Annotated in this window: 29 protein-coding genes and 1 pseudogene; 18 read left to right on the forward strand and 12 right to left on the reverse strand. The window is 37.8% G+C overall.

Annotated features, from left to right (window positions below):
- Positions 1 to 174: 174 nt before the first annotated feature.
- Both KP78_RS02910 and KP78_RS19895 read left to right on the forward strand, forming a co-directional pair.
- Positions 175 to 597: a conserved phage C-terminal domain-containing protein gene (locus tag KP78_RS02910; protein ID WP_052474508.1), complete on the forward strand. Its 423-nt coding sequence runs from the start codon at positions 175 to 177 to the stop codon at positions 595 to 597.
- Positions 573 to 737: a hypothetical protein gene (locus KP78_RS19895; RefSeq protein WP_157841432.1), complete on the forward strand. Its 165-nt coding sequence runs from the start codon at positions 573 to 575 to the stop codon at positions 735 to 737. The genes KP78_RS02910 and KP78_RS19895 overlap by 25 nt, the downstream gene beginning before the upstream one ends.
- Here the strand turns inward: KP78_RS19895 and KP78_RS20900 are convergent, their stop codons facing one another.
- Positions 738 to 860 carry a hypothetical protein gene (locus KP78_RS20900; protein ID WP_268747500.1) on the reverse strand — a complete coding sequence of 41 codons (123 nt, stop codon included), beginning with the start codon at positions 858 to 860 and terminating at the stop codon, positions 738 to 740. It abuts the gene before it with no gap.
- A gap of 524 nt (positions 861 to 1,384) precedes the next feature.
- Here KP78_RS20900 and KP78_RS02915 point away from each other — a divergent pair.
- Entirely contained in the window at positions 1,385 to 1,951 is a 567-nt protein-coding gene (locus KP78_RS02915; RefSeq protein ID WP_041086182.1) for a DUF4256 domain-containing protein, read from the forward strand.
- A 131-nt stretch (positions 1,952 to 2,082) separates the two neighbouring features.
- Here KP78_RS02915 and KP78_RS02920 read toward each other — a convergent pair.
- A pseudogene (locus KP78_RS02920) lies at positions 2,083 to 2,346 on the reverse strand (tyrosine-type recombinase/integrase); the annotation flags it as partial.
- Positions 2,347 to 2,829: 483 nt separating this feature from the next.
- Here KP78_RS02920 and KP78_RS02930 point away from each other — a divergent pair.
- Complete coding sequence (locus KP78_RS02930) at positions 2,830 to 3,108, forward strand: hypothetical protein (RefSeq protein WP_041086186.1); 279 nt, start codon at positions 2,830 to 2,832, stop codon at positions 3,106 to 3,108.
- Positions 3,109 to 3,703: 595 nt separating this feature from the next.
- Here the strand turns inward: KP78_RS02930 and KP78_RS02935 are convergent.
- Positions 3,704 to 4,573 (reverse strand): PPK2 family polyphosphate kinase, encoded by an 870-nt coding sequence (locus KP78_RS02935; protein ID WP_041086188.1) that lies wholly within the window; start codon positions 4,571 to 4,573, stop codon positions 3,704 to 3,706.
- Positions 4,574 to 4,936: 363 nt separating this feature from the next.
- Here KP78_RS02935 and KP78_RS02940 point away from each other — a divergent pair, with 363 nt between their 5' ends.
- Positions 4,937 to 5,410, forward strand: coding sequence for a ribbon-helix-helix domain-containing protein (locus tag KP78_RS02940; RefSeq protein ID WP_041086190.1), 474 nt, complete (start codon positions 4,937 to 4,939; stop codon positions 5,408 to 5,410).
- A gap of 482 nt (positions 5,411 to 5,892) precedes the next feature.
- Here KP78_RS02940 and KP78_RS02945 read toward each other — a convergent pair whose 3' ends face one another.
- Entirely contained in the window at positions 5,893 to 6,669 is a 777-nt protein-coding gene (locus tag KP78_RS02945; RefSeq protein WP_041086192.1) for a hypothetical protein, read from the reverse strand.
- Positions 6,670 to 7,272: 603 nt separating this feature from the next.
- On the opposite strand from KP78_RS02945, the gene KP78_RS02950 reads away from it, so the two are divergent.
- The 3 genes from KP78_RS02950 to KP78_RS02960 all read left to right on the forward strand — a co-directional run bounded on the left by KP78_RS02950 (position 7,273) and on the right by KP78_RS02960 (position 9,463).
- Entirely contained in the window at positions 7,273 to 8,169 is an 897-nt protein-coding gene (locus KP78_RS02950; protein ID WP_041086193.1) for a DUF2935 domain-containing protein, read from the forward strand.
- 612 nt (positions 8,170 to 8,781) lie between these two features.
- On the forward strand, positions 8,782 to 9,120 hold the full coding sequence (locus KP78_RS02955; protein ID WP_041086195.1) for a PadR family transcriptional regulator: 339 nt from the start codon (positions 8,782 to 8,784) through the stop codon (positions 9,118 to 9,120).
- Between the two features lies 1 nt (position 9,121).
- Entirely contained in the window at positions 9,122 to 9,463 is a 342-nt protein-coding gene (locus KP78_RS02960) for a DUF1048 domain-containing protein (protein ID WP_041086197.1), read from the forward strand.
- A 542-nt stretch (positions 9,464 to 10,005) separates the two neighbouring features.
- On the opposite strand, the gene KP78_RS02965 is transcribed toward KP78_RS02960, so the two are convergent.
- Positions 10,006 to 10,302, reverse strand: coding sequence for a spore coat protein (locus KP78_RS02965; RefSeq protein ID WP_041086199.1), 297 nt, complete (start codon positions 10,300 to 10,302; stop codon positions 10,006 to 10,008).
- Positions 10,299 to 10,505 carry a hypothetical protein gene (locus KP78_RS02970; protein ID WP_041086200.1) on the reverse strand — a complete coding sequence of 69 codons (207 nt, stop codon included), beginning with the start codon at positions 10,503 to 10,505 and terminating at the stop codon, positions 10,299 to 10,301. The genes KP78_RS02965 and KP78_RS02970 overlap by 4 nt, the downstream gene beginning before the upstream one ends.
- A 176-nt stretch (positions 10,506 to 10,681) precedes the next feature.
- Here KP78_RS02970 and KP78_RS02975 point away from each other — a divergent pair, with 176 nt between their 5' ends.
- From KP78_RS02975 to KP78_RS02985, 3 genes are read left to right on the forward strand one after another with little or no spacing between them, the layout of a single operon-like run.
- A complete protein-coding gene (locus KP78_RS02975; RefSeq protein ID WP_041086202.1) occupies positions 10,682 to 10,888 on the forward strand; it encodes a hypothetical protein in 207 nt (68 codons plus the stop codon).
- 14 nt (positions 10,889 to 10,902) lie between these two features.
- Complete coding sequence (locus KP78_RS02980) at positions 10,903 to 11,262, forward strand: spore coat protein (RefSeq protein WP_041086204.1); 360 nt, start codon at positions 10,903 to 10,905, stop codon at positions 11,260 to 11,262.
- A gap of 21 nt (positions 11,263 to 11,283) precedes the next feature.
- Positions 11,284 to 12,420 carry a zinc-dependent alcohol dehydrogenase gene (locus tag KP78_RS02985; protein WP_041086206.1) on the forward strand — a complete coding sequence of 379 codons (1,137 nt, stop codon included), beginning with the start codon at positions 11,284 to 11,286 and terminating at the stop codon, positions 12,418 to 12,420.
- Between the two features lie 590 nt (positions 12,421 to 13,010).
- Here the strand turns inward: KP78_RS02985 and KP78_RS20245 are convergent.
- The gene (locus KP78_RS20245; protein WP_162835565.1) at positions 13,011 to 13,181 is read right to left on the reverse strand and encodes a hypothetical protein; all 171 of its coding nucleotides are present in this window, start codon (positions 13,179 to 13,181) and stop codon (positions 13,011 to 13,013) included.
- 561 nt (positions 13,182 to 13,742) lie between these two features.
- Here KP78_RS20245 and gvpJ point away from each other — a divergent pair.
- From gvpJ to KP78_RS20910, 7 genes are all read left to right on the forward strand, one after another.
- Positions 13,743 to 13,949 (forward strand): gas vesicle protein GvpJ, encoded by a 207-nt coding sequence (gvpJ, locus tag KP78_RS02990; RefSeq protein WP_052474510.1) that lies wholly within the window; start codon positions 13,743 to 13,745, stop codon positions 13,947 to 13,949.
- A 42-nt stretch (positions 13,950 to 13,991) separates the two neighbouring features.
- Entirely contained in the window at positions 13,992 to 14,204 is a 213-nt protein-coding gene (locus KP78_RS20490) for a gas vesicle protein GvpO (RefSeq protein ID WP_235420821.1), read from the forward strand.
- Positions 14,205 to 14,376: 172 nt separating this feature from the next.
- The gene (locus KP78_RS20495) at positions 14,377 to 14,601 is read left to right on the forward strand and encodes a hypothetical protein (RefSeq protein WP_235420822.1); all 225 of its coding nucleotides are present in this window, start codon (positions 14,377 to 14,379) and stop codon (positions 14,599 to 14,601) included.
- 538 nt (positions 14,602 to 15,139) lie between these two features.
- On the forward strand, positions 15,140 to 16,486 hold the full coding sequence (rpoN, locus tag KP78_RS03005; RefSeq protein WP_041086208.1) for an RNA polymerase factor sigma-54: 1,347 nt from the start codon (positions 15,140 to 15,142) through the stop codon (positions 16,484 to 16,486).
- A gap of 611 nt (positions 16,487 to 17,097) precedes the next feature.
- Positions 17,098 to 18,366 carry a threonine ammonia-lyase IlvA gene (ilvA, locus tag KP78_RS03010; RefSeq protein ID WP_041086210.1) on the forward strand — a complete coding sequence of 423 codons (1,269 nt, stop codon included), beginning with the start codon at positions 17,098 to 17,100 and terminating at the stop codon, positions 18,364 to 18,366.
- A 59-nt stretch (positions 18,367 to 18,425) separates the two neighbouring features.
- Positions 18,426 to 19,268: a YfhO family protein gene (locus tag KP78_RS20905; protein ID WP_084219668.1), complete on the forward strand. Its 843-nt coding sequence runs from the start codon at positions 18,426 to 18,428 to the stop codon at positions 19,266 to 19,268.
- Positions 19,269 to 19,285: 17 nt separating this feature from the next.
- Complete coding sequence (locus KP78_RS20910; protein WP_268747502.1) at positions 19,286 to 20,503, forward strand: YfhO family protein; 1,218 nt, start codon at positions 19,286 to 19,288, stop codon at positions 20,501 to 20,503.
- Between the two features lie 116 nt (positions 20,504 to 20,619).
- Here the strand turns inward: KP78_RS20910 and KP78_RS03025 are convergent, their stop codons facing one another.
- The 5 genes from KP78_RS03025 to KP78_RS21155 all read right to left on the reverse strand — a co-directional run bounded on the left by KP78_RS03025 (position 20,620) and on the right by KP78_RS21155 (position 25,599).
- Positions 20,620 to 21,645: a Gfo/Idh/MocA family protein gene (locus KP78_RS03025; protein ID WP_041086215.1), complete on the reverse strand. Its 1,026-nt coding sequence runs from the start codon at positions 21,643 to 21,645 to the stop codon at positions 20,620 to 20,622.
- 15 nt (positions 21,646 to 21,660) lie between these two features.
- Complete coding sequence (locus KP78_RS03030; RefSeq protein ID WP_041086217.1) at positions 21,661 to 22,482, reverse strand: carbohydrate ABC transporter permease; 822 nt, start codon at positions 22,480 to 22,482, stop codon at positions 21,661 to 21,663.
- Between the two features lie 13 nt (positions 22,483 to 22,495).
- A complete protein-coding gene (locus KP78_RS03035; protein ID WP_052474514.1) occupies positions 22,496 to 23,773 on the reverse strand; it encodes a carbohydrate ABC transporter permease in 1,278 nt (425 codons plus the stop codon).
- Between the two features lie 226 nt (positions 23,774 to 23,999).
- A complete protein-coding gene (locus KP78_RS03040) occupies positions 24,000 to 25,310 on the reverse strand; it encodes an ABC transporter substrate-binding protein (protein WP_041086221.1) in 1,311 nt (436 codons plus the stop codon).
- A gap of 13 nt (positions 25,311 to 25,323) precedes the next feature.
- Positions 25,324 to 25,599, reverse strand: coding sequence for a substrate-binding domain-containing protein (locus KP78_RS21155; RefSeq protein ID WP_084219670.1), 276 nt, complete (start codon positions 25,597 to 25,599; stop codon positions 25,324 to 25,326).
- Positions 25,600 to 26,393 lie beyond the last annotated feature (794 nt).

A 26,393-nucleotide genomic window follows, 5' to 3' on the forward strand; every position in this document is an offset into this window, starting at 1 on the left:
GAGAAAAAATTTGACCAAGCTTTATCCTAAACTTACCTAAGTTTCATAAGCAGCTGCTTATTTTCTTTGCGCAGTTTCAAAAGTTCCTGTTGTTCAAGAGGACGGTTGTCTTTTTCTTTGAAGGAACCGGACGTTTCATCCTGTGTAGACGCTCCAAATTTGCAGGTTATATTTATGACGTTTATGAAGAAAAGCAGGATATTTTACCGACGCGGCAGATCCGTCTTCAGAAAAACCGCCACTACTAAAGAAAAAGAAACTAATCAATATAATGAACTAAAGAATAGTAAGACTAATAATAGTACAGATCCTTTAGCTATTCCTTTTGAAGAGATCATTGCTTACTTAAATACAATAGCTGAAAAAGATTATATGATAAATACGAAGCATACAAAACAGCTGATTGTCGAAAGGTTTGAAGAAGGATTTACCCTGGAAGACTTTAAAAAAGTTATTCGTATTAAAACAGCAGAGTGGCTGGATCATGAACAGTTTAAACATTATTTACGACCCAAAACATTATTTGGAGAAAACGTTGAAACGTATCTTCAGCAGGAAAAGCCAATTAAAAAATGGATTACCAAAAGCAGGGGATAATTAGAAAGGAAAAATTGCCGCAGTGGTTTATTGACGGTAAAGACGGCAAAGAGGAACAAGGTTTAATTGCTGATGATGAAGAATTCCAGTGTAAAAAAGCAGAACTCGAAGCAAAAATTAGAAAGGAAACAAAGTGTTAATTATTTGCCCTGATTAACGTTTTGGGGCTTTTTCTTATTCATAGACTTAGTCGGTTGTTTTTTAATCTTCTTCTTTTTTTCTTGCTCAGCTTTGACTAAAAGCATAAAGTCGCCAAAAGACATTGGTAAGTCCCTCCTTTATTCATTAGAAAAATATAAAATATAAGGAATTGTATTTATTTTAACATATTTAGATTTAATAGGGGTGATATGATAATGGTTACAGTATCGTTCGTTTAATAAGGAACAATATTGGCTGTGAAAATTTTGATATTATGATTTATTGAGAGGAGAGAAGAAAACTGACTTGGAATGAATTTGTAGAACTTCAAGAGCGAGTAGGCTGGGGCGAAGAGTTCCTCCTCGAATATAAGGAAGATAAGTATTGGATAAGCTAAAATATAGATGGGTATTACCTAACACGCTCTAAAGATTCAATGACTCAGAAATTTGATTCCTCAGAGGCTCTTTTTGAAAATGGAACAATTGATGGAAAACATCTTCTGGAAATTTACATGGATATAGAATGGTAACCATAAAAAAGGGTGCGAATCTTCAATAAGAGGATTCACTAATTTTTTATTCAAGTAAAGGAGCAGTTTAGTCCTTTAACCATTCTGAGTAAAAACAGTAAGGGGGAAACTAATATGACGAAGAGAGATAAGGAGTTGTCTCTGGAACAACGTGAAGAACTACTTAGAACTTTGAAAGCCCGTTTTGAGAAAAACTTGAACCGCCATAAAGATCTTGAATGGGCTAACGTACAGGCTAAGCTCGAAGCTAATACTGAAAAAATGTGGTCGCTCAATGAAATGGAAGGAACTGGCGGTGAACCGGATGTTGTTGGCTATGATAAGAAGACGGGAGAATACCTTTTTTATGATTGTTCAGCGGAAAGCCCTAAAGGCCGAAGAAGTGTTTGTTATGACCGTGAAGCGCTGGAATCAAGAAAAAAACACAAACCAGAAAATAGCGCTATTGATATGGCAGCTGCCATGGGCATTGAACTTTTAACGGAAGAACAATACCGGGAACTGCAGAAACTTGAAAACTTTGATCTGAAAACGTCGAGCTGGGTGCAAACACCTGCTAATGTTAGAAAACTTGGCGGGGCCCTCTTTTGTGATTGCCGCTACGACACTGTCTTTATGTACCACAATGGAGCAGAATCTTACTATGCTGCAAGGGGTTTCCGTGGCTCACTAAGAGTCTAAATGTTGCACAGAGAGCTATAAAATTTGAATTTGAGAACAGACTATCTGGGAAAAGGCTTTAATTTCATTTTTCTACTATAGGAACAAGAGTGAAAACAGCAACGCAGTCGAGCTGCGTTGCTGTTTAATTGTTAAAAATACTTCCTGTAAAATTCCTGCCTGATGCTTCCGCTTAGCTGGGCATATATCCAGGTGGTTTCACTTTTTTTATGACCTAATAAGCTTTGAATAACATCCAAAGGTGCTCCATTATTCAATAATTGGGTTGCATAGCTGTGCCTTAGTTGGTGCGGATGAATGTCTTTGTGAATGCTGGCGCGGTTTGAAATCCGCATAATAATGTATCGCATCTGGGCAGTGCTCATTCGATGAGGATCCCGTTTCATCACAATAAGAAGCAGGTTAGTTGAACAAGAATCTAAGAAGGAATGTATGAGATATGAACCATATTAAATATTTCGGAATACAGTTATTTATATTCGGTATGCTTATCCCAACAAGTTTTTACTTAGGTAATTATATAGAAAAGCCGTTCACTTCCACTGACTTAATAGCAATAATTATAAGTTTTGTTATAGTGTTTTTTATTTTTTATTTTTACAATATGGTGAAAAAAGGTTTCTACCACATTCGCAAAGTTAATAAAATTTCACTTTCTGTAAAAGCCATAATTATTTCAATAATTGTTATAGGGGTTATAACTGGAGAAATTCAATTTTAGATCGTTATACAATTAACGGGTGGCGATTGTTTAATAAGAGCAGTCGCTTTTTCACTAACGGAGCAGGATAGTGGAAGAAAGAATTCCCTAAATATGAAACCTACTTAATCTTTGAACGTATAAATCATACAGATAGAATCATAAAGGGGTAATGATAATGAAAAACTTTTTCAGGTTGATATTCGGTTTTATTATAAGTTTAATTTTAGGACTCCTATTTATGGGCGGAATTGACTTAGATGATATAAAGTTTAGGAAAAATATCAAGAAGCTAAAAAGAGAAAGTTGGTTTAGGGAACTAAGTGATAACGGTATTTATTATGAAAAGATATATCAAAACCAAGAATTTCAATATTATTTGCGCCAAGACAATATTGTTGAAAAAGTAATCAATGACGAGAAAGAAAGAAGCTATTTAATTTCTTTGATAAAGTAAATCCACTTGGAACTGGAACTCCAAGTGGCTTTTTTCTATTTTAAATGCTAATTGGAATTCAATTTCTTTGTCGTCTATAAATATTTAACTTTCTCTCCCAAAAAAACCCCGTTACTAAATAATATAGTATTTTTTATCTAATGGAGGCATTAATCAAAAAAGATTAGTGCCATTATTTATAGTTTAAAGCCTTTTTAACTGGTGTATTCTTGGGAATTCCATAATGGGATTTACAATTAATAGTTAAGTTTGTGAAGAAGTGTACTTAAAGTAAAGGGTGCTTTAGTTGAAGAGTACCTTTAACATCGTAAATCACGGTTTGACAGGTCAGGTGAAACGCCTGTTGCATCGCCAGCGTGGTGGAACTGATTCGATATTCGTTGTTTAGTAAATAAGTCATTCAACCTACTCCTTCTTTGTACCTATTACACGATAATCTATTAAGAGAGAAAACATTTTTTTGAACATTTAGAATAAATTTTTCGCTAATCCTTTAGAGGTTATGGCATTTTTAAGACTCCTTATCATTAAAATAACCCCTCAATTAAAATTGAGGAGTTACCGATGCGTAAAAAAGTTATTTGCAAACCTATCTCTACGCTTTTTCACTTTCTAGTTGTTTAATATATTTATCAAGCTTCTCCTGATTTTCTTCTGAAATCTCAGGGAATTGCGGATCGATGCTTTCAATACAGTCAATCATCACTTGCGTGATAATGTAGCGTGAGTATAATTCATCATCTGCCGGCAGAACGTACCAAGGGGATGCTTTTGTTGCTGTATTGTTTAACATATCTTCAAAGTACTTCTGATAGCTGTCCCAGTATTTACGTTCTTCTACATCGCGAAATGAAAATTCCCAGTTCTTCTTTGGATTCTTCATTCGCTCTAGCAATCGGTCTGCTTGCTCTTCTTTAGACATATTAAAGAAAAATTTAATCACCTTGAATCCATTTTCATCCATATGACGTTCAAAATCATTTATTTGGCGAAAGCGAATTGGCCAAATTTTTTCTTTGTCTACATTGTCAGGAATCATTTCATCTTTTAATAAATCGTCATGAACTCTTGGCGCAATCACTTCTTCATAGTGTGAGCGATTCAGGATGCCGATTTGCCCTCTCGCTGGAAGTCCGTCTCGAATCCTCCAAAGATAGTCATGATTCAACTCTGTATCAGACGGTTTCTGAAAAGAGGTTGTTTTTAGCCCTTGAGCAGTTAAATTCGAGAAAATATAACTGATCGCCTCATCCTTGCCAGCAGCATCCATTGCCTGCAAAACAACAATGATTCCTTTTTTCTCTTCAGCATGAAGCTTCCAATGTAATTCCTTCAGCTTGCTGACGCTTTCTGGCATAAGCTGATCAATAAGTTCTTTTTCCTCAAAGCCATGATCCTCTGATGTTGCAAAGGTCTGCAGCTCAATCTTTTCATTGCCTTCAACCTTATATTTCTTTATATCCATCTGATCTTCCCATGCCTCTCTTGCGTACCGGAAACCTCGATACCACGTTAGATTTTGAAATTGGTTTCATCAGTTAATACCCGCGTTTAACAAATTACAAACGGATGTTATGAAATTAATCGTTTCATTGATTCGATGGCTACTTAGAATAGGAGTCGCGCAGCAAATGTCGCGATCCCCTGTATAGCGTTCCAAAGCTGTACGAGATAAGGCTGATCAAGTCCATATACACGATTAAATGCTGCTATTTCATTAAACGAAAAGCTTCTACTAGGCGCTTACCCATTACAGGATTCGACGAAAATCCAGAATTAAAAAATGCTTTAGAATACTACATACCGTTTGTAAAGGAGTTGAAAGAACGTGTCGAACAGAAACAACCTCAAAGATAAAATTAAAAAACCAAATGCGTCCCAAGCGTTCTTTAATTCATATGATAAAAAAGATGACAATTTGGATAATGACAATAACAACGAAGTTGAAAATAAGAATGCTAACGATGGTAACAATAAAACAAATAATAATGTAAAAAATAATGACAATAATAATAACATTGACTCTAACAATGTTATTGATAAAGATAAAACATATGTTAACAATGACAATGTTGTTAATGTTAAAGATAATGATGACAACTATTTGAGAGACCTGGCTGCTGGTAAAAAAGCGATTAAGAAGAAGCCAAAGAAAGTTTTCACTTCCTTTTATATGGATCCTGACTTGGCTGCAGAAGTAGATAAAATAGCATCTAGGGGAGAAAAAGGAGATAAGTCAAAACTTATAAACAAAGGAATTAGAACGTTGTTGGAAGAGTACGGTGTGATCAGTAAGAATTAAACCTCCAAATAACATTTAATAAAGGAAAAGTTCCACTCGTTAGGAGTGATCTTTTCCTTTTTTCAATTTCGTAGAGATTATGTTGTTATGGGAGGGAAGGAATCTATTTACTATTTTATAGTATCATTAGATTTAGATTGCTTCTTCAACTAATGAAGCAGTTTAGTTTAATTAGAGGAAATACTTCAGCGGTGAAGAATGTATTAGAGAGCATTCCTTAATGCACTGGACCTCATTATTAGATACAAAACAAACAATGGAAGCTCAGTACAACGTGGTGAGTTTTTTGTAAACAGCCTAGTCAGCAATTTGTTTAACGGACTTTCGAGGTATAACTAATAAGCCAAATTTCCTGATAGAGAAATTTGGCTCTTTTTGAGAGGTTAACTCTATTTTTAATCTATTCTGCTTATGCAAAACAAGTAATGGCAGAAATGGGACAATAGATAGCTATTTTTATATGATAAGATTCAACTCCTTTGTTAACGGCAGGATATTTTGGCTAAACGTCGTATTTCATCGCTTAGTTTTCGATTAACTGGATACACTTCTTCTATGAAGCTTAAAATACGAAGTGCAGATTCAGGTACATGATCATATCCCTGTATCATGTCTGCAATCATTTCCGCGAAACGAGGGTATCTTTTTTCCATGCGCCTCTCGTTTCCGAAAGGATCGGGAAAGTAATCCACCTCTTGCTCTATCAAATGAAGTACGGATAAAATCCTGTCCACAGCATAACCTTGTACGAACCTCGTCGCTGATAGGCGCTCTCCCCTGGCAAAGCGGCCGAGTCCCACATAGAGATTAGTTAAAGCTTCGTTCAAAGGATGGTCTAAGGAGTCTTTTTTGGGGCTAGGTATCGGGTTGGAAGGTTTTGAAATTCCCGTATTGTTGTAGGAGGGATCCTTCCAAACGACTCTCCCTTCCGTATAAGAACCATTAATAAGCTCCGATTCCTCAAATACCGCATATTCACCAAAAATGCCGTCTTCGAACAGAATTTTATAGCCAATCTCCGAATTCTTAAAAGAATAAGCTAATGGGTGAACTTCTTCTAGCCAATCCAAATGGTCGATATATCTGCTTTTCTGGTCATGCCTTACAATGACAAAGAAATCCAAATCTGAATAATCGTCCAGCCGAGCAGTCTCGATTCCAACGGAACCGACACCTAACAATAATAGTGCACCCCCTCTTCTTTCGAGCGATTTGCCGATCTCGTCCAGCCGATGCAACAGCATTTCTGTTCTCAACATTAAAAGTCCTCCTTTAGGTTTAAGAATGCAAAAAGGGTCCAACCTACTTTTCAGCGAGGTTGAACCCAAAGGTTACATTGCCTTTATTTTCCTAATGTGATTTTACCATGAACCTTAATTTCTTTCTACCGAAAATGATTTATTTTATGTACGGTAATGTTCAAAGTACAATACAGGGGGACATATACACAAAAAGATGAAAGCAAAAGAAAACATCGATATCGGATGTTGAGAAGGATAAATTTCAAAATGTACTTGTATGGAAAATATCACGTCTTTCACGTAAAATGTTGTATTAATTAAGATACTGTTTTTATAAAGGTGTGTTTTTATTAGTGGCTAAGAGACAGAACTTTTATCCAGAAGAAATTAATAGCAAGGTTATTCAATTAAAGTTAACGGGTTAATCCTGATACCTATGTATTTATGATAGATTGTGAAACTTTTCACTTAAACTAACGGATGCTTAACTTCTGGAGCAAATGTGTTCTCGCTTCCTCATTTTTTGCGTTATCCGACCGATAGCTATTTAATTAAAATATCAGCATACTCTCTTCCTCTTCTACATAAAAATAAAAAAAGTCTGTTTTTGGGAGTGATTGTATGACTCATTATCAACAAATCCCTGGACATTTTGTAATGAATAATCAAAATGGTTTATTATTACCTCCTGAACTACATGCTGAGAAGAATGAATCATTAGAAGAGAGAACCTTTATTGAACGTTCTCTGGCTGAGAATCGATTTTGGCTTAGAATTATGAAAGAACATGCCTATTTTCTGAGTGAGGGTTTTAATAAAAAAGATAAAAATTTGATTTCGGAAGCAGATCGGTTTTTCTATTATTTTGACCAGCTTCTCAATCGAGCAAATGCGATGGCTGAAAATACTGCTCTTGTTAGAAAATTAAATGAGGAAAGCATTGAATTAGCTACAGCCTTTAGAAATTTCAAGAGGAATGTCCTTCTTTTAATTATTAACTGTAAAATTTCCGGTTTTAACCTTCCTCTACTGGTCGATCATATTGCTCGAGAAGCTGAATATTTTGTTCGAACGCTTAAGAAATTTAATAATGGGATCCTTGACCCCATACAAGACTCCATTATTCAGGAAAATGTTTTTTGGTTACGAATTATGATGGAACATTCACGTTTTATCTCGCATTTATTAGATCCTTCTGAGCGCAATCTTGTCAGTAAAGCAAGTCAGTTTGGTGATAATTTTGAAGTGCTATTAAACCAGGCACGAGACGTTGAATCTATGCTATATCGTAAACAGACAGCCTATCCGATTATTGGGAAGGTGAATAAAGATAGCGAAGACGCGACAATGGAATTAAGAGAATTCAAAAAAGCAGGGCTTGAAATGATTAAGAACTGTCAAATTAAAAGCGTTATTGATCCTTTATTAGCCGATCATGTTGTACGCGAAGCTGAACACTTTTTATACATGATCAGTATCCTTGAAAGAAGATTAAAATTGAAACAGGCAGGTGGTTAGAGCTTGTTAGGCAAAATAACTTTAATAAATGATTTAAACTTAACTGCAACAAGAACTACGGGATGAGAAAATCCCTTCCCGTAGTCTGTTTTTAGACCAGTTGAAATATTCATTTCTGTCTGCGAATAATAAAGTTATTTAATTTTGTTTCTAGAAATACAATAACCATCTATCAGTTACTTTGATAGATGGTTATTAAAGATGTTTAAAAAACATAGTTTTCTTCAATTCTGTGATTTTTAGAAATAATAAAGTTGTTTCATTTCTTAAGTCGAATAAGTGTTTCTGGCATTTAAATAATGTGTGTTTTGTCAGTATGTTCATTCATCATTTTGAATCATTACACAACGAAAAACTGTATAGTTGCTTATTTTTATACACAAATGTCAAGCTGTGCTTATTGTATTAACGAAGCAGAAGAGTGGAACAGGGGTTGTCGATGCGGCAGCCCCTTTTTTACTAAATAGCAGGATTGTTCAATAAGACAATAGCTTTTTCATTCTTGACAGACAATGCTACTATGCGATACTATATACCGGTAATAAGTAATACCGAATACTAGTGCTGCAAAGTACTAAAATATAAGTGAAATACAAAATGGGGGAAAAACATTTGGAAAATATCACGGAAATGCTGAAAGGGGTGCTTGAGGGTTGTGTGCTTGAAATCATTAGCCGTGGCGAAACTTACGGCTATGAAATCACGCAACAACTGCGAGAACTCGGTTTCACTGATGTGGTTGAAGGCACAGTTTATACCATTACCATGCGGCTTGAGAAAAACAATCTGGTGGACATAGAGAAAAAGCCCTCCACTGTGGGACCGCCGAGAAAATTTTACACACTCAACGCAGAAGGTCAAGAGAAACTCGAAATTTTTTGGGGGAAATGGGATTTTGTCTCAAGCAAAATTAACGAACTCAAAATAAAAAAAATGAAAGGAGAGAAGTAAAATGAATATTTTTGAAAAAATTATCGGAAGTCTGGATGACAAGCGGGAATGGAGGGCGATGGAGGCACGTGCGAAGGCACTTCCAAGTGAGTACCGCAACGCTTACAAAGCTATCCAAAAATATATGTGGACTGCTGGTGGTGGTCCCACCGACTGGAAGGATAGCAGCCGTATCCTTTACGGCATTCTCGACCTCTTCGAAGAAGGAGCAGCGGAAGGCAAGAAAGTCACTGACCTTACGGGCGAGGACGTGGCTGCTTTCTGCGACGACCTAGTGAAGGATGAGAAAACTTGGAAGGATAAGTATCGCAAGAAGTTGAACGATACCATTGGTCGTGGCTAACGATAAAATCCTAATGCTTGGTTCAATGAATTTCATAAAATCGAGACTATAACTCCAAATTTACAAAAGTTTGTGAAACAATCTACTTTAGCTAACGGGTGCATTAGTTGAACAAGATCAGCTGCCTTCTTAATAGGGCCTTGATTAAAATAGAATACCTTGATATAGAGGTTCATTAATACTTATGGCCATCTTTCATGACCATTAATCCGTTGCTTACTCTTTAAATCAAATGATTCATACTCATCGTGGAAAACAAAGAATGAAGGCAGATGTAAGGCTTGCGTTATTTTTTATTAAAGCAATCTCTCTCTTATCAATCCACCCCCGAAAATCATCGATGGCTAAAAGAAAATAAAAAAGAAAAACACTATAAATGTTTTTCTTTTTTGACCAAACCATTATTCTACAACTTCGCCCTCATACAATTTCCAATTAAATTGAAGCTCTTTGTCTCCACTATTCACATATACAAGTCCTTTAATTAGCAATACTATGCTCATATTTGTGTTTTAGTAAATGAATTTTCTATTTTAAACGGTTTACTGTGTAAGATTTAGTGAATCTTGGGCTGCAGTTAAATCTATTTGTATTTGTTCTTTCATTTCATTTGGACGATAGTATCCTTTAGAAATTATATAGCTGCTTATTTTTTCATGTGAGTCTATCGCAGCAAATAATTGCTCCCGCAGTGCTCCTCTTAGCTCTGGAGTAACCGATTCAGTGAGAGCAAAAGCAGTGTTGATCACACCGCTTTTAGAGGAAATTAAAAAATCAGTCGCCAAAATTTGATCAGTCATTCCGCTCATTCCCGTCATCGTTTTTAAAAATTCGTTCATTGGAATCCCCCCCGATCTGTTAAAAATCCCTGTAATTGTTTTATTTGCTTTCTACTGCTGGTTACATCATTTGAAAGCAGTTCCTTAAGCTCTCCATCTTGAACTAATGTCCCCATTGTATAGGATTTTGTTAAGCAAAGATTTTTAAATGTCAGTAATTCATGAATTTCAAGTGTCTCATGAAGTGCAAAGTCCTTTTCCATGTATTTCACTCCCTAATCAATTTTTCTTCTCGTTTATTTTGCTTATTCTATTTATTTTTATACTTTTAATTTTGGGGGCATAAGTAGAATTTAGTTATTCACTCAGCACCATAAATTCGTATAAAGAAGGAACTGTGGGGAACATTACTGTTGTTTGGGAATTTGGAGGTGAAATAATGGACCAGGAAAAATTAACCTTTCATGAAACCATGGAAACACATGAAATCCTTAATTTCAAAACCGTTTGTTTATTAAAGTCAAAAATGATGCAAGGTGTGGTCTTTGACCAAGATCTAAAAGCATTGATGGAAAAAGATGTGAAACAATCCATTCGTGATATTAAGGAACTTCAAAATTTATATTCAAAAGCCAGAACCCATTAGGAGGTGCTTAACGGATGAATGATTATTTAGATCCAATAAATTCTGTAGGAATGCCTGAGCTGGCGGATTCCGGGATTGCCCTAGACTTTTTGTTATCTGCAAAGAATGGAGTTAGAAATTACGCTGTTGCAATAACCGAGTCCTCTAATCCGGAGGTTAGAGCTGTGCTGAAAAAACAGTTAGAAAAAGCAATTGACATACATGGAGAGGTAACGGAACTAATGTTGAACAAAGGCTGGTTCCATCCATATAACATAAGTGAACAACAAAAATTAGATTTAAAATCTGCTCAAACAGCTGTTGAAATTGCTCAATTGCCGCTCTTCCCTGGAGAAACAAACCGTAAAGGCTTGTTCCCAACCACACCCGAATAAAAAATGGAGGAGAGATAAAGTATGAAAGCCGTAACCTTTCAAGGTGTTAAAGATGTTCAGGTAAAAGAAGTACAAGACCCAAGCATAAAAAAACCAGACGATATGATCGTAAAGCTAACAACTACAGCCATTTGCGGATCTGATTTGCACTTGATTCATGGTATGATTCCTAATTTGCCAGAAGACTATGTGATTGGTCATGAACCCATGGGCATTGTAGAGGAGGTAGGGCCTGAGGTTACAAAGTTAAAAAAGGGTGACCGTGTGATTATCCCTTTTAACGTAAGCTGCGGAGAATGCAGGTTTTGTAAGAGTCAGTTAGAAAGTCAATGTGACAACTCAAATGCAAATGGTGAAATGGGTGCTTTTTTTGGTTATTCTGACACCGTGGGTGGTTATCCCGGTGGTCAAGCGGAATATATGCGTGTCCCTTATGCTAATTTTACATCTTTTAAAATTCCTGAAAACAGTGAGGTAGAAGATGAAAAATTGGTCTTGCTTGCAGATGCAATGTCTACAGCCTATTGGAGTGTGGATAATTCAGGTGTGAAACAAGGAGATACGGTTATTGTGCTAGGCTGTGGTCCGGTGGGTTTACTGGCACAAAAGTTTTCATGGCTAAAAGGGGCAAAACGGGTAATTGCGGTTGATTACATCGATTATCGCTTGCAGCACGCAAAAAAACATAATAATGTTGAAATCGTTAATTTTGAGCAACATGAAAATGTTGGAAGCTATTTGCATGAAATTACAAAGGGCGGTGCAGATGTAGTAATTGACTGCGTTGGAATGAGCGGGAAGATGACACCGCTTGAATTCGTTGCATCTGGATTAAAGCTTCATGGTGGTGCCATGAGTGCAATTATCATGGCCAGCCAGGCTGTTCGAAAAGGAGGCACCATTCAAATCACGGGGGTTTACGGTGCAAAGTATAATGGGTTTCCTTTAGGAGATATATTTCAACGTAATGTAAATATTAGAACCGGACAGGCTCCCGTAATCCATTACATGCCGTTCTTATACAATCTAATTGCAGAAGGAAAAGTGGACCCAGGAGATGTAGTTACACATGTTTTACCGCTAGATCAGGCAAAACACGGATATGAAGTATTCGATACAAGGACAGATGGTTGTATAAAAGTTGTATTAAAGCCCTAAAATCTCTCCTGTCGATCCATAGAATAAAAAATCCTTATATAGGGTTTTTTGTTAGCAATCTGCTTTATAGAAGTGGGGGAAGAGCTATTGGCCACGATTGAGTGATCCATGTCATGACCAAGTTGTTCAGTTCACGATTGAGTGTTCTGAAGAAAAAAAGAAGGAGTACGGTTAGAATGCTCCTGGATTTTAACTTTGCGAAAAATATTTATTTTACGCTAATGCATGATGTACCATCAAAATTTAAAAAGAGCGCTAAACCTTTATAAAAAAGGGTTTAGCGCTCTTTTGTTTTGCGCTAAAAAGCACAAAATCCCAAAAAATCATAGAGGGAATATTCCACAGTGATAAAAACAGCTATTTTTTCGAGTTAGGTCGAAACCCAACTGTCATTCTTGGAGAAAGATTAATATCGTCTCGAATACATTATAAGTGTTATTGTAATTGGTTGAGGCGTGATTGTGGTTCATGTGGATGTATAATGTGAGGAAAGATCCACCAGGGATTTAATGGCCCTGTTCTTTTTAAGAAGAATAAAAAAACCACTCAGCACTGGTTCAATGCAATGTCCACAGCATGGATCCATTTTTTTACTTGCTGCGAAGCTCATTTTCGAAATAAAAGGTTGATGGATGCTCTTTTACAGTATAAGAGTATTCCTTCATGTTCTTTACATAATGCCATTTATTCACTGTTACTAATTCGTCAGTTGTTTTTATTCTTATTATGTCTCCGATATCAAACTTATTTTTATCTGCCACTTTTACACCTCGTTTTCAAATAGAATAAGCACGTTTAATGCTGCTTATTTATCGTTATTTTTTTCTGTAATTGGGATTTCAGTAAAAACCTAGGCCTTTAGAAAATGAATATTATTTAATTTAGGTTCTAAGCAAGGAATCTCACCGGTGGTTTCAGGATTTTGGCGAAAGTAAGCTTAGTCAGTTACCGTCACTTCTTTAAACCTATATTTAGACAAAAAGTGCCACCTTTCGCTAGATCTACTTTTAGCGATTTTCACCATAAAATTAACCCTCAACCCTATCTTACCATTAACACCAAATTTAATCTTGATTATGACCAATCTTATTTAAAAAAAGAGATTATTTGGTTACACACTTGATTATTTTGTGTCGAAAATGAGTGCTTTCTCTGTACACACTCATCATTTGGCCCCGAAGGATTCCACCGATACTAATTACTTACCCTTGATTTGCAAACGAGATAAAAGAAAACAGTTTTCTCCGGAGGGCATGCCTTTAAATTTTATGATGTTTTATGGGTGAAATTGTTTCGAACATATTTAAAATCCAACACATGAAATTTTGCAAAAAGGAATCGTGATTGATGTGTTTGCGAGAGCTTCTCTTGTCGGGATCGAAATTCTTACGATTAAAGCTAGAGTTGTGAGCGCAAGTGTTGATACTTGGCTTGGTTATGCAGAGGCTGTCGGACTTCTTAACGATAAAGTTGAAGAAAATGGTCTTCCGGCACAGTCCAATGATAGAAGCCCTCAATTTAGCATTTAATGAATTAGTTTTAGGAGGTAAAGGGCTCAGGGGGCAGCACCTGTGCTGCTGGATCTGCCCAATCCCTTACTAAATGAAAAAGCGGAGGCAGCTATGGAATTCAAAGAAATAATGAATAATGTTTCTGGCTTTTTCAGTGAATACATCGCTCCTCCCCGCACGATAACATCAGTAGAAGCGAACGAGGAAGGCTGGAAGGTCACCGTTGAAGTCATTGAAGAAAAGGAATATATGAAGGAATACGCAAAGGACTAAATGCTTGGGACCTATGATGTGCTTGTAAATAAAGACAAAGAATTCACATCATTTAAAAGAAAAGATGTTCGCTATAGAAGTGCAATCGGCTTGGAAACCTAGCAGATGAGTGAGATGGAGGTGATACGGAAATGACGGTTTTAAAAAAACAGATCAAGAAGGAAAAAAAGCAATGATACAGGACGCTGAAACAAAAAGGTTATTGACCCGGTCATTGCAGTACCTGAAAGCTGGCTGCCCCATTCATTTTACGGGTCCCTCTGGTGCAGAGAAAACCTCTCTTGCACTTGCGCTTGCAAAAAAAAGCAAAAGGCCGGTTATGCTTATGCACGGCAATCATGAATTAAACAATAAGGATTTGATCGGCGACTTTACAGGTTATATGAATAAAAAATAGTTGATCACTATATCAGGTCCGTTTACAAGAAAGACGAAAGCGTGACTGAAACATGCAGAGATGGACGTCTGCTAGAAGCGGTCAAGTAAGGCTATACATTAATTTACGAAAAATTCACCCGTTCCCAGCCAAAGACAAATAATATTTTCCTCTCAATATTGGAGGAGGAAGTGCTTCCTTTATATGGAGAAGCTCACTTTATCCACCTGAAAAATACAAGAGTATATTGCGGAGACAGAAAGCCGACTCCTTCAAAAGGGAAAATTCTATGGAGAGGCAAGTTAAGCCAAGTAGATGGTTTTTTGCTTATAAGGAAGGATACAGTATATTTATGCTGTAAAATAGATAAACGATCAAAAATTCTATTTATTCTGATTTATTTTTTGATATACTGACATTAGATATTAAGTATATAAATATCTAAATATGTAATGAAAAAGTGTTTCTCAAACGTCATTTGTTCGTTTTAACAAACGGTCATTTTATTTGTGAGTGCTATCAAAATATAGATTAATTTTTACGTGAGGAGAGTTATTCTATGAATCTATCTACAGGGCTCTTACAACAGCAGACAACGAACTTAACGATGACTCAAGGACTCAGACAAGCGATTTCTCTATTGCAGTACTCATTGAATGATTTATCAGATTTTATTCAGGAGCAAGCGATGGATAATCCATTGATCGAATTACATGATAATGCCAGAGTGGAAGCAGGAAATGAAGGATATTCAGGAAAATCAAAAGAATATGCAAAACGTTCGGTTGAAGATACTAACCAGGCAGTTTCGCCATTTGACTATATAAATATGGAACGCCGCAGTTTACAGGAGCACTTGCTTAATCAAATATGCCTATTGCAAATAAGCGATATGGATTATAAGCTCCTATCGTATTTTATTTATCACATTAATGAAGATGGTTATTTATCTCACACGGTTGAAGAGCTATGCCAAGAACTCAAAGTTTCAGATGAAAAGGGGAAATCTCTTTTAACCTTGATACAGGAGCTGGATCCAGTAGGGGTCGGAGCACGAAATCTTCAAGAATGCTTACTGCTGCAGCTAGAGAAAATGCCAACAAGAAATCGATTAGCCGAATGTATTGTGGCGCAGCATATTGCTGCATTTGCATCTAAAAGCTGGAAGAGCCTCTCAAAAGAATTGTCTGTTACACTGCAGGAAATTCAACAAGTCCAAGACCTCATTCACACACTTCAACCAAGACCAGGTATTAATTACAGCAGTGAACTTCCCAAATATATTGTTGCAGACGTTTCTGTGATGGAGTCAAATGGAACATTTACAGTAGTCATTAATGATGAACTTTTGCCCATTATAAAATTGAATCATGAATATCAATCATTATTAAAGCAAAAAAATGTGGAAGCCCACCAATATTTGAAAGAGAAGTATGGGGAGTTACAGTGGCTGCAAAAAAGCATTCTCCAAAGACATTCAACCTTGTATCAAGTGACGAAAGCGATCGTGGATTATCAACAGGACTTTTTTGTCAAAGGTCCAGCAGCTTTAAAGCCGTTAACCTTAAAACAGATTGCAGAAGAAATTGATGTACATGAGTCCACTGTAAGCCGGATTACGTCAAATAAATATGTTGAAACCCCAACAGGGATCGTTGAATTAAAATATTTCTTTTCCAGTTCTCTCATTAAGCAAAATAATGAGACCTCATCGACAAGCGTAAAAGAATTGATAAAAAATTTAATTGATAAAGAGGATAAGACAAAGCCATTATCAGATCAAAAAATCGTGCAAATGCTGGAAAAGAAACAACAAATTCAAATTTCACGACGCGCCATCGCAAAGTATCGTGATGAAATGAATATCCCCTCCTCACCAAAACGGAAAAGATTTTTGGCGCATTAATTGGAGTAAACGACAAGTTCAGCTTCTAGGTCATGCCTCAAAAATGAATATAGAAATGTCTCCACTAAGTAATACCGGCAAACCGGTGCAAAGCTTAGGGAGGCTATTTTTTGTTCAAATAGATTTTGGGTGTTCACAAACTATCATAAAATACTAATGGCAAGACATTCAATGCAAGCTTCGACATAAACTGTGGGGGACAGCTAAGTGATGAGCTTGCAAAAATAGCTTTGATTGACTCAATCTTTTCTCAACTACCAGGTTCATTTTACTTTTTGAAAGCTTAAATCATCATAAAACTCCTTCATTTCTCTATTTAAATTCCGATCATGTAAGCATCCAGTATTCGTCAACGGTGATTACAAAAGCATCCACGCAAGTGGTAGTCCCGTTAGGCCGTAAAAAAACAAGAATAAAAAGATTGTCATCAGAATAAAATGATGTTGGCATCTTTAATTGTCAGTTTAACAGCTTTGTGTAGCCCTATGAAATCCTTCTATTTGATCCTACAAGTATTTATAAAATTTAAAAATTCTAAAATATCTGTTGAATCGAAAAATATCCATAGTATAATGAAGAAATTATGATTAACGGAAAATGAGGGTGAATAAATGGAACAGAAAGTGGAAATGAGAGCTTCGGTACAGCTTGAGGACATTTTAATTGCCTATCAGAAGTTGAAGGATGTAGTGGTTCATACACCCCTGCAAAGAAATGATCGGCTTTCTGAAAAGTACGGATGTACGATCTATTTAAAAAGGGAGGATCTTCAGCATGTACGGTCCTTTAAATTACGCGGCGCCTATTATTCGATGCAATCGCTTGACAGGGGGCAGCTTGAAAAGGGTGTAGTTTGTGCAAGCGCGGGTAATCATGCTCAGGGAGTTGCCTATGCGTGCAAACAGCTTCAGGTTAACGGGAAAATATATATGCCTGCAACGACTCCGCGTCAGAAAGTGAACCAGGTAGAAATGTTTGGCAGAGGTTTTATTGAGATCGTTTTAACCGGTGATACATTTGATGATGCATACAATGAAGCCGTGAAATGCGCAAATGAGGAAAACAGGCCGTTTATCCATCCGTTTAATGATGAAAATGTGATCGCGGGGCAGGGAACGACGGCTGTTGAAATCCTGAATGATTGCGATGAGCCGATCGACTTTGTTTTTGCGAGCATTGGCGGCGGAGGGCTTATGGCGGGGATGAGTACGTACATAAAAAGCATCTCTCCAAGGACCAAAATGATTGGGGTTGAACCGAAGGGTGCGCCTTCCATGAAGGAATCTCTTCTCTATAATAAAGTAACCACCTTATCTGATATTGAAAAATTCGTGGATGGGGCAGCAGTAAAAAGCGTTGGAGAAAAAACGTTTGAGATTTGCCGAGAGCTTTTGGAGGATGTACTGCTTGTTCCAGAGGGGAAGGTTTGTACTTCTATTCTTGAGCTTTATAATGAGCATGCGATTGTTGCGGAGCCTGCTGGTGCTTTGCCAATTGCAGCGCTTGATCTGTATAAAGAAGAGATAAAAGGAAAAACTGTGGTATGCGTCATCAGCGGAGGAAATAATGATATTGGCCGTATGCAGGAAATTAAAGAAAGATCTAAGCTTTATGAAGGGCTGCTGCATTACTTTATCGTCAACTTCCCGCAGCGTGCTGGTGCTTTACGAGAATTTTTGGACGAAGTGCTTGGTCCAACTGACGACATCACAAGGTTTGAATATACAAAGAAAAATAACAGGGAAAACGGTCCGGCATTAGTCGGAATCGAATTAAAGAATAAAGAAGATCATGCTGATCTGATAAAACGCATGAATAAGAAGGGATTTTCGTTCCAGGAAATTAATCAAGACAGCAACTTATTTCACTTGCTTATTTAAGGAAAGTCAAGAACACGACAAATATAAATGAAAACAGCCCCTTTGTTTTTCAGTAGGGGCTGTTTTTTTTTTGCTTTTTCCTAAATATTTCTTTACAAACTTCTAATTTTTATTTAGCGTTTATGAACAGTATCTTTTTAGGGCTCTATGCATTGATGGTCTATTTCTTATACGAGCAGAATCGATCTTTGAAAAAATGGACCTTGTATATAGTGAAATTTTTTGGGCAGTATGCTCTTGGCTTTGGACTTGCTGCGATGTTTTTTATTCCGGCAGTTCAAACCTTTTTACAGGTAGATCGTTTTTATTATGAAATTGAACGTCCGCTCTTTTTTACAGCAGATTACGATAGCCGTTTGCCATTTGATGTGTTTACTTTGGAAGGCTACGGCTTGCGAATGACATTACCGCTTATATCAATTCTACTGATTATGTTAGGATTTTTCATTCCGAACAGGGGGACCAGAATCCGGACTCTGTTTCATCTGATGTTTCTTGTGATGGCGGCGCTGCCGTTTTTCTATTCTTTCTATAATGGCATGTCATCTCAGCAAAGCAGGTGGATGTATATGCTTTTGTTAAGCCATGTCATTATGGTGCCTTTTGTGTTAGATGAAGTAAAAAAACTTTCACCACGATTTTTTTTACCGATAGTCGCTGTCTGCTTAGCGGGTGTTTATTTATTGTATAAACAGAAAGAAGAATTGATCGGTATTTTTGTTACCGACTTCGATGTTATGTTTTTGCTCTTGTTTGCAGCAGGAGCAGCGGGCATTCTATTAGTATGGAAAAAATGGCGAATCAGCGGGATGCTGCTGCTGATTTTGACAGTATGGTATACGTCCTATCAATTTCAATCCGTAATTATTGAAAACTGCTTCCAGATGGTCTCGCCTACGTAGAAGAAAAACAGGAAGAGATTAAAGATCGCTATAAAAATCCTGAAATCATTACCATGCTAAATGATATTAAGGAAGAAGAGACTGCTTTTCACCGTTTGTTGCGGGATACATCACTTTATGAAAATGATTCATTGCTGTATCATTACAATGGTTTTAAAAGCTATAACAGCTTGATTGCAGGAAATGTGCATCAGTTTATGAAGCGGGACCTTAATATCCTTCATCAAAATACTCCAAGTGTAATTGATGGCTTAGATGATCGCCTGTATCTTGAAACGCTTCTAACAGCTCACTACAAAGTTGAACCTACGGAACGCTTACGTGAAATTCCATATGGTTACAATGAAGCATTTCAAACAGAGAACTATACGGTATTAGAGCAGATAACACCATTACCACCTGCATTTACTTTTAAGGAAGCCATTAGTAAGGAGGCCTTTGATTCTCTGTCTTATGGAAAAAGAGATCAGGTATTATTATCAGCGGCTGTTATGGAGGAACCAAACCTACCTTCTTATGATTTGGAAACATTATATACCGATACCCGTTCAATAGAGCCGGAGGACGCAATAGAAATGCGAAATGTTGGCTTAAACGATGATGGATACTGGACGACTATTAAGCCCGAAAACGGTGCATTTGTATTCGGTAATCCATTTTATGGAATGGGTGCTGGGGAAGTATTAGTGACCGTTTCTTTTAAAGAAAAAAACTTTTGGATATATACGCTTTCACTTAACCAAAAACACATTCGAAATAATGGTGAGAAGAACATATACAATTATCCGCGTGATGAGTTCGTATTTAAAATCGATACGAACCACGAGAAAATAAATCTTTCCTTTACGCCAGGTCAGTATGATATTCAAAAAATAGAAGCTGAATACCAGCCGTATGAAGTTTTTGATCGTATTTTGCAGCAGCAGCTGACACAGGCTAGCACCAATATCGAATTTGATAACAATCGTCTGTCAATGACAGTGGATCCTGACGGAGATGAAGTGCTGTTTGTTGCGGTTCCTTACCACAAGGGTTGGTCCGTTGAAGTAGATGGAGAAAAAAGAGACGTACAAGAAATCCAGTCTGCATTTATCGGAGTTCCAGTTTATAAGTGGGACGAGAAAGTTATTCTGACATATAGAACACCAGGATTAATTCCTGGTATGATGCTAGGTATGCTTTCTTTACTCATAATTGCATGGATTATGTATAGAAGAAAAAAATATTCATCCTAATTATAAATTGAAAGCCTCTCACAAATGGTTTCATGAGAGGCTTTTTTCTGTGTTAAGGATCCTGTAAAAGGCATCAAGAGTTAAATAGTGATTCTAGTATTCTTCTTTTCTACTAGTTATAACTTCACAATTTTCTTCGTCGTATGAGACTGTATTGCACCTAATATAACAAGTAATGATTTTTTTCCTTCTTCTCCGGAGATAAGCGGTTGTCTTCCTGTTTGCACGCACTCAATAAAGTGGTCAATGACTCCCGATGAGCTTTGTCCGCCATCTTCATTGGATTGGATCTGGGCGAGCTTCAACTTTTCTGTTGTGCCATTTTTAAAGTGGGTGATAACGGAAAATTCTTCGTCGTCTTCTAGGCGGAGCACAGCTTTTTCGGTGTAAATAACAGTTGAGTTGTCTTCTTTTCCATTATAAGACCAACTGGCAGCGAGCGTACCGATAATACCGTTTTCGGTTTTTAATAGACATACAGCATTGTCATCGACATCCGCTTTAAGCTTTGAGCTAGTTTCTATCATGGCAGCTACTTCTATAATTTCTTCTCCCAAAATGTAACGGATTAAATCTGTTTTATGAACACCTAGATCACCCATAGCACCAATAAATGCTTCTTCTTTTCTAAAAAACCAGCTGTCGGCACCGTCTGCACTCCATGCTTCCGGACCAGGGTGGCCGAATGCAGTTCTGAAGCTGAATACCTTGCCGAGCTTGCCTGATGCAACCATTTGTTTAGCTTTTACATGGGCTTCAACAAAACGCTGGTTGTGGCCGATCATTAAAACTTTGCCGCTTTTGTTCGCTGCTTCAATCATTTGATCCGCTTCTTCAGCACTTGTTGCTATCGGCTTTTCACATAAAACGTGAATACCGGCTTCAAGCGCTGCGATGGAGATCGGCGCATGCAGATAGTTTGGTGTACAAACACTTACTGCATCAAGGTCTTCCTGAAGCAGGTCGCGATAGTCAGTTAAGACTTTCTCTATATTAAATTTTTTGGCAATACTTTTTGCTCTCTCTTCATTAATATCGCAAATAGCTGCGATTTCTACCTCTTTATTTGCAGCATACTCAGGCAAGTGTCGATGCTTGGCAATGCTGCCTGCACCGATGACACCTATTTTTAGCTTTTTCATTGAAAATCCCCCTTATTATTCTTTTACAGATCCAGATGTAAGACCAGAAACAATGCGCCGCTGGAAAATTAACACCAGGATGACAATTGGTATTGTGACAAGAACGGTGGCTGCTGAAATATCTCCCCATGGAATGGTGAATTGACTTTGATAAAAGGAGATGCCGACCGGTACAGTACGCCACGTGTCCTCTGTGTTGATGGTTAATGCAAATAAATATTCATTCCATGCGCCGATAAAGACAAGAATAGCTGTTGTAAATACGCCCGGCGCTGCTAATGGAAAAATAATTTTCCTAAATGTCTGAAACGGCGTAGCGCCATCCAGTTTTGCTGATTCTTCAAGCTCCCACGGAATCTTCTGGAAGAAAGTAGCAAGAATCCAAATAGCAATCGGCAGACTGAATGTAATATAAGGGATCACAAGACCCAAATAACTATTGCGAAGACCTGCATCCGTAATAAAGTTGTAGATCGGTGAAATGATTGCGATTTGAGGGAACATAGATGAAGCAAGCACAACCCCGAAAATCAAACCTTTAAATTTAATCGGAAGACGAGTAAGCGCATAAGCTGCTACTGATGCAATGGCAACGGCAATAATGGTTGTCAAACTCGAGACAACAAAACTGTTCATGATATAACGAGCCAAAGGGCGGTTCGTTAATGCGTTCTCGTACGACTGCAAGGACGGGTTCGAGGTGAACCATCTGAAGTTAGAAAAAATTTCACCAGGCGGTTTGATCGATGTGAGGAAGACCCAGATGAAAGGGAACATCACGAAGAACACAAACACGACAAGAAAAATATAAAAACCAATGCCTGCACGTTTATTCATTCTGTTTCCTCCTTTATCGACCAGATCGTCCGGCAAACAAATCTGAGCCTACGAATTTGATGAAAATGATACTAATTATGGCTACACATAGGAAGACGATGACTGATAAGACAGAGCCTGCTCCAAAGTTTTGCTGAGAGAATAGGGTAATATACGCATAAATTGAAATAGACTCGGTTGAATTTGCGGGTCCGCCGCCTGTTAATACGAAAATTAGATCAAACACGCGGAAAGCATCCAGTGTACGGAAAAGCAATGCAACTAGAATTGCTGATTTCAATAGTGGCAGGGTAATTTTCCAAAATTGCTGCCACTTGCTTGCGCCGTCTACATCAGCTGCTTCGTAAAGTGTGTTTGGGATCGTCTGAAGACCAGCGAGCAGTAAAAGAGCCATATAGGGTGTTGTTTTCCAAACGTCTGCAAAAATGATAGAAAACATTCCTCCAGAGGCAGTAGAAAGAAGAACGGATGCATCGTTAATTAAGCCGAATTGTTCAAAATAGTGTGCGACAATTCCTGTCTGGCCATCGTATAAAAATCCCCACATCATGGCGGCAACAGCTGTTGGAATCGCCCATGGAATAAGAACGGAAGCCCGGACAATCCCTCTTCCAATAAAAACTCGATTAATTAGCAGGGCAATTAATAATCCAAGAACTAGTTCAGCTCCGACTGATATAACAGTAAAAACAGTTGTGTTCATGAGAGACTGCCACATGCGTGGATTTTGAAGATAGCGTCCATAATTGGATAAACCGATAAAATTGGATTCAATGACTGCTGCATTTGTGGAATTAATCGAACCGGCCACATTAGAAGCAGCTGTGGAAAATTCTTCGTCGTCTGACGCTTCAACTAGAGCAGTCAAGTCGGCTTCTGCTGCCGTTAAAAAATCTTTGTAGGATTCAGCAAAATCATTATCTACCTGTGAATATTTCAAATCACGATCAGCGATGGCTTGGAAAGAAGCAATTCTTTCTTCTACTATTTCATATTGTTCGCCAACACCGTCCATTGCCAAAAGCTCTTCATGGAAACCCATCAATTCTGACCCGATTTCGCTAACTTTCTCTGATGCATCTGGATCAGGTGCTTGTTCTGATAAACCGTCTAGATCACGAGATAAATAGAAGAAGTCATTTGCGTATCGCTCAAGATCGATATTAGACTGCAAGAATCGCTCAGAACGGGAGGGGTCATTTAATCTGTAATCAAAAAGGCTGTTATAAAAGGACTGAGCTACCGGCCATAGAATGACGACGATAACTAAAAGAAGAGCAGGGGCTACCATGACATAGCCGAGTTGTTTTTCGTTCAATGATCGTTTATTCACACAAATCACCTACCTTCTGCTTAATAAATGGCTATCTTAAAGGTCATTGTTGATTTTGGCACTAGGTTGATTGGATCGGAGTGCGACTCCTGCTTAGAAAAGCGAGTCATAGGGAGACTCCACAGGTACGTTTAACAGTGTCTAATAAAAAGGGAGGTGAAAACTCCACCTCCCTTATTTGTTCTTATTCGTTCATTGCCGATTCAATATCGCGCTGCATATTGGCTGCCGCTTCTTCAGCTGTAAGTTCTCCAGCTAACGCTTTTGAAAGCTCCACTTGCATAATGTTCGAAATTTGTGGATAGATCGGTGATACTGGACGCGGTACTGCATTTTGAAGTGTTGCTACAAATTCTTCATTAGCGAATAGAGCAGCCGCTTCCTGTACTTCTGGATCTTCATATAAAGCCTCAAGTGTTGGTGCGCGTCCGCCTTCAACAGCAGTGATTTTTTGTCCTTCAGGTCCAGACATGAATTTCACGAATTCCCAGGCCGCTTCCTGTTGTTCACTGTAACGATTGATCATAAGCATCCATCCGCCGAGTGTTGCAGCGTTCCCTGCATCGCCAGAAGGAAGCAAGGAGAATCCGACATTGCCTGCCACTTCAGATGCTGCTTCATCATTAGAAGTTGACTGCATGTATGGCCAATTACGTGCAAATACTGCTTGTCCGCCTACCCATGCATTATTGGTTTCAGTTTCCTGGAAGCTTAAAATATTTCTTGGTACAAAATCAGAGTTAACAAAATCGATCATTTTTTGAATTCCTGCAATGGTTTTTGGATTGTTTACAATGACTTCGTTATTTTCATTAACAACGCCGCCACCATAAGCAGCAATGAACTCAACCGCGTTACAGACCATTCCTTCATATTGATTCGCTTGCATTAAGTAACCAAATTCAGTTCCGCCTTCACCCTGTAGAGAGCCTGCCATTTCAAAAAGCTCATCCCAAGTTTTCGGGGGTGTCTCTACAATGTCCGTACGGTAAAAGAGAAGACCAGCATCTGTATACATAGGCATTGCGTACTGCCGTCCGTTGAAGTTACCTGACTGAACAGTGCCAGGGAAGTAGTCGTCCATGTTAATTCCGTCTTCTTCAATAAAGCGATCAAGTTCGAGCGCATATTGACCTTGTGCGAATTCAGCCGGCCAAATGACGTCGGCATCAAAAACATCGATTTCGCTGCTTTGGCTGCTGAAGATGGTTACGTACTGGTCATGAGATGCCCCGGTGTCTGCTGGCATTTCACGTCTATTTACCTTAATATTCGGGTTCTGCTTTTCAAATTCTTCAATGAGAATGTCTGTGGCTCCGGTAACATCTACACCGCTTGCATACGTAATTTCTACTTGTTCTTCTGTTGCCGTGTCACCGCCGTCGTCATCTTCAGGTTCAGTCGTTGAGCCTCCGTTATCACTGCTGCAGGCAGCGAGCAGTAATGTTAGGGATAGAGCAACAGAGCCGACAAATTTTTTATTCCAAAGTTCCACAGTATTTCCCCCTTTAATTTAAGTAGATTGTCTTTCTATTAACTCCAATGGCAATATAATATCTCTCGGCTCGTTTACTTTTTTTTTCAATGAGAGAGAGCATAATATCCATTGCTTGAAAGCCTATGCTTGTTGTTGATTGGTTAATGGTAGTAATTTGAGGATCCAACAGCTCAGCAATTGGCTGATTATCAAAGCCTATAACAGCAAAATCATTAGGAACCGACCATGAATGTGCCTGTGCTTCCTTAATAACATCTGCAGCAACTTCATCACTTCCGGTGAAGATGGCAGTGAGGGAGACAGCATATTGATCATTTTCTTAAAGGTGTCACGTCCATCCTGAATAATGTAAATATCCCGAAACATCCAATCGGGATTTGCTTTAATCGAACAAAATGGAAGCGTTTTCTAAAATCTTTTTTAAGCTTCGTTGAAACGCTGCTATCGTTCCCCTGACAGTAGGCGATTTTTCGATGACCTTTATCAATCTTTGTATTACATAAAAATTAGCTGGAATCCAAAGTGTGCAGCACGCTGCTCCATCGCATCATCAAGCTGGCTGAAAAAGGATTTATATTTATTGGAACAAAGACCGCGATGTTTTTGTTTTTTGATTTCTCAAACGCTGAGCGGATGAATTGGGAACATAGCCTAATTCTTTCATCGCTCGTAAGACCGCTTTTTTTTTTCTTCACTTACGTATGGATGCCCATTTACTCACGAAACGGTAGCCTGAGATAATCCTGCCTTTAAATAAACGTCTTTAATCGTATACATATGCCTTCCCTCCTATAGAATCCCCCCATCCCTATGTATGGAATCGATTTCATATCAATACTCATTGAAAAATAGTAGAATCGCTCTATATATGGAAAGCCATCACTATTCTGTGAATATATGAAATCTTTTTTATGAAAATCATAGAACATTCCTACGATAAATACAATATATCTTCTGAATATTCTTTCAACATTTTTCGATAAAATAATCTATTTATGAAATATATGAATATTAGAATCGTTTATTTTGAACGGAGGTGGAGGAATATTGATGGGATTTCAATTATTTTGTTTCAAGAGG

It is taken from the genome of Jeotgalibacillus soli (genome assembly GCF_000829435.1).
In the GTDB taxonomy this organism is placed as follows: Bacteria; Bacillota; Bacilli; order Bacillales; family Jeotgalibacillaceae; genus Jeotgalibacillus; species Jeotgalibacillus soli.